Raw genomic sequence first — 1,720 nt, forward strand, 5'->3', positions numbered from 1 at the left:
CACCACTTAAGCGGGCGTTAGCCCTCAAAGGTCAAATATGGATATTTACCCAGAAATAGAGTTATCTAAACAGCAGCATAACTCAATTGAAGTCCTCAGAAATAAGTCGTTTCCTGAACATCAAGTAACTCGTTCTTACTATAAACAACTCCCGCATATGAGAGCTTTAAAGTACAGAGATGATCAACTGGTTGGTTACATGGGACTGGACTACAGAGTTGTCAGCGTCTGCGATGAAATTTATAAAGTATTGGGCGTTAGTGACTTCTGTGTTGAACAATCATCTCAAAGAAATGGTATTGGCACTGCTATGTTGTCCCAACTCAGCGAGTATGCCTCAAGCAAAGACGTCGACTTTATTATTTTAATCTCCGATTTAGATGCTTTTTATACGGCTAATGGTTATCTTCGTCTTAGTTCTTTAAGCTCTTGGTTGCGAATACATGAACATAAGAATTACGGCGTTGCAGTTGATCAAGTCGATGATTTGTATGTTAAACCGATTAGCGGTAAAACTTGGGCAGTTGGTCATATAGACTGGTTAGGGTATATGTACTAGTCGGGTATCGGGCTAACAAATTGTTCAAGAGGGATTCAGCACGCGTGGCATTTTTACTATGCGTTGGTTTTAGTGGTTAAGGCGGTATGCAGTAGCATCGGTGTTGCGTGCCTCACCCCTTAACAAGGCGTTATACGCCAGAGTACTCCTCGTGCTAGATAAAATATAAATTGAGTAATAAATGACGACACAACAATACCCGCCAATCAACTACGATGGCGCCCGAAAAGTATACAAAGAGCAACCAGGAAATATTGCAGCTTTAACAGATATCATTACAACTGAGTTGGCAGAAAGTGAGGGGTGGAATTATGTCAATCCAGGAGATTTGGGGTTTGCGATTTACACTAGATCACTATATTTAAAACTTGCGGACATTGACAGTGCATTGCACTCTCTTGTCGCTTGGCAATATTTTGAATCAAAAAGTATTGAATATGCCTTACTGGAGGATGGCGAAAAGATTACCATTTCGTTACCAAATAAAGAGGTGTCATTTGGTTTTCACACAGACAGGGATTATCGGAGGATTCAAGGTGGTGATCTCTATGGTTTAACATGGTTCTCCTTGTTGTGTGAAGATTTTGACAATGCAAGACGCTTCGTCAAAACCGTGGAGCATCCGCAAATTAAATGGCGACGTCAATCTGGTGAAATTTTACTAAGGTTGATCGGGGGCGTTTTCGGCTTGAGTGATGGCGATCCGATGGATTTGATTCAGGAGTACGTCAACCTTAGTGCTTCTGAACCGGTGAATCACGGTGAGCCTGATGCTGTCACCTACCTTCATTTACCAATGATCGATGTGATAATGAAAGTATTTGGTGGAGCTGATGAAAAAACCTACCAAAAGGCAATGTTCTCGGCAGTTCAAAATCACCATGAATACTGGAGCCAGCCACGTCTGGATGATTCAGAACACGGCTATTTTTCCATGCAACTGACCACCCTGGCTAAAGTCGCCTTTGCAAGGCATGGTTACCGCATTGGTTTTGAGACTGACTATGTAGCAGAGGCGTTCTATACCCGACCGCTGCCCACGTTGAACTATGATTTTTTAAATAAATACACAGCATAAGAACACGACTAAACGGTATTGCCTCTTCTGGTTTGCGTATAACAAACTGTTTAAGAGTGATTCGCAACGCGTGGCATTTTTAC

2 protein-coding genes are annotated in these 1,720 nt (G+C 42.0%); both read left to right on the forward strand.

Annotated features, from left to right (window positions below; all coding sequences use genetic code 11):
• Nucleotides 1–37 precede the first annotated feature (37 nt).
• Complete coding sequence (locus tag BIW15_RS23980; RefSeq protein ID WP_024699695.1) at nucleotides 38–559, forward strand: GNAT family N-acetyltransferase; 522 nt, start codon at nucleotides 38–40, stop codon at nucleotides 557–559.
• Nucleotides 560–740: 181 nt separating this feature from the next.
• Nucleotides 741–1,637, forward strand: coding sequence for an Imm49 family immunity protein (locus BIW15_RS23990; protein ID WP_077281761.1), 897 nt, complete (start codon nucleotides 741–743; stop codon nucleotides 1,635–1,637).
• Nucleotides 1,638–1,720 lie beyond the last annotated feature (83 nt).

The organism is Vibrio sp. SALL6 (genome assembly GCF_002002385.1).
Lineage (GTDB): Bacteria > Pseudomonadota > Gammaproteobacteria > Enterobacterales > Vibrionaceae > Vibrio > Vibrio parahaemolyticus.

Excerpts from the sequence above, each read along its gene's own strand:
- BIW15_RS23980 (WP_024699695.1), top strand. The coding sequence starts at position 38 with ATGGATATTTACCCAGAAATAGAGTTATCTAAACAGCAGCATAACTCA.
- BIW15_RS23990 (WP_077281761.1), top strand. The coding sequence starts at position 741 with ATGACGACACAACAATACCCGCCAATCAACTACGATGGCGCCCGAAAA.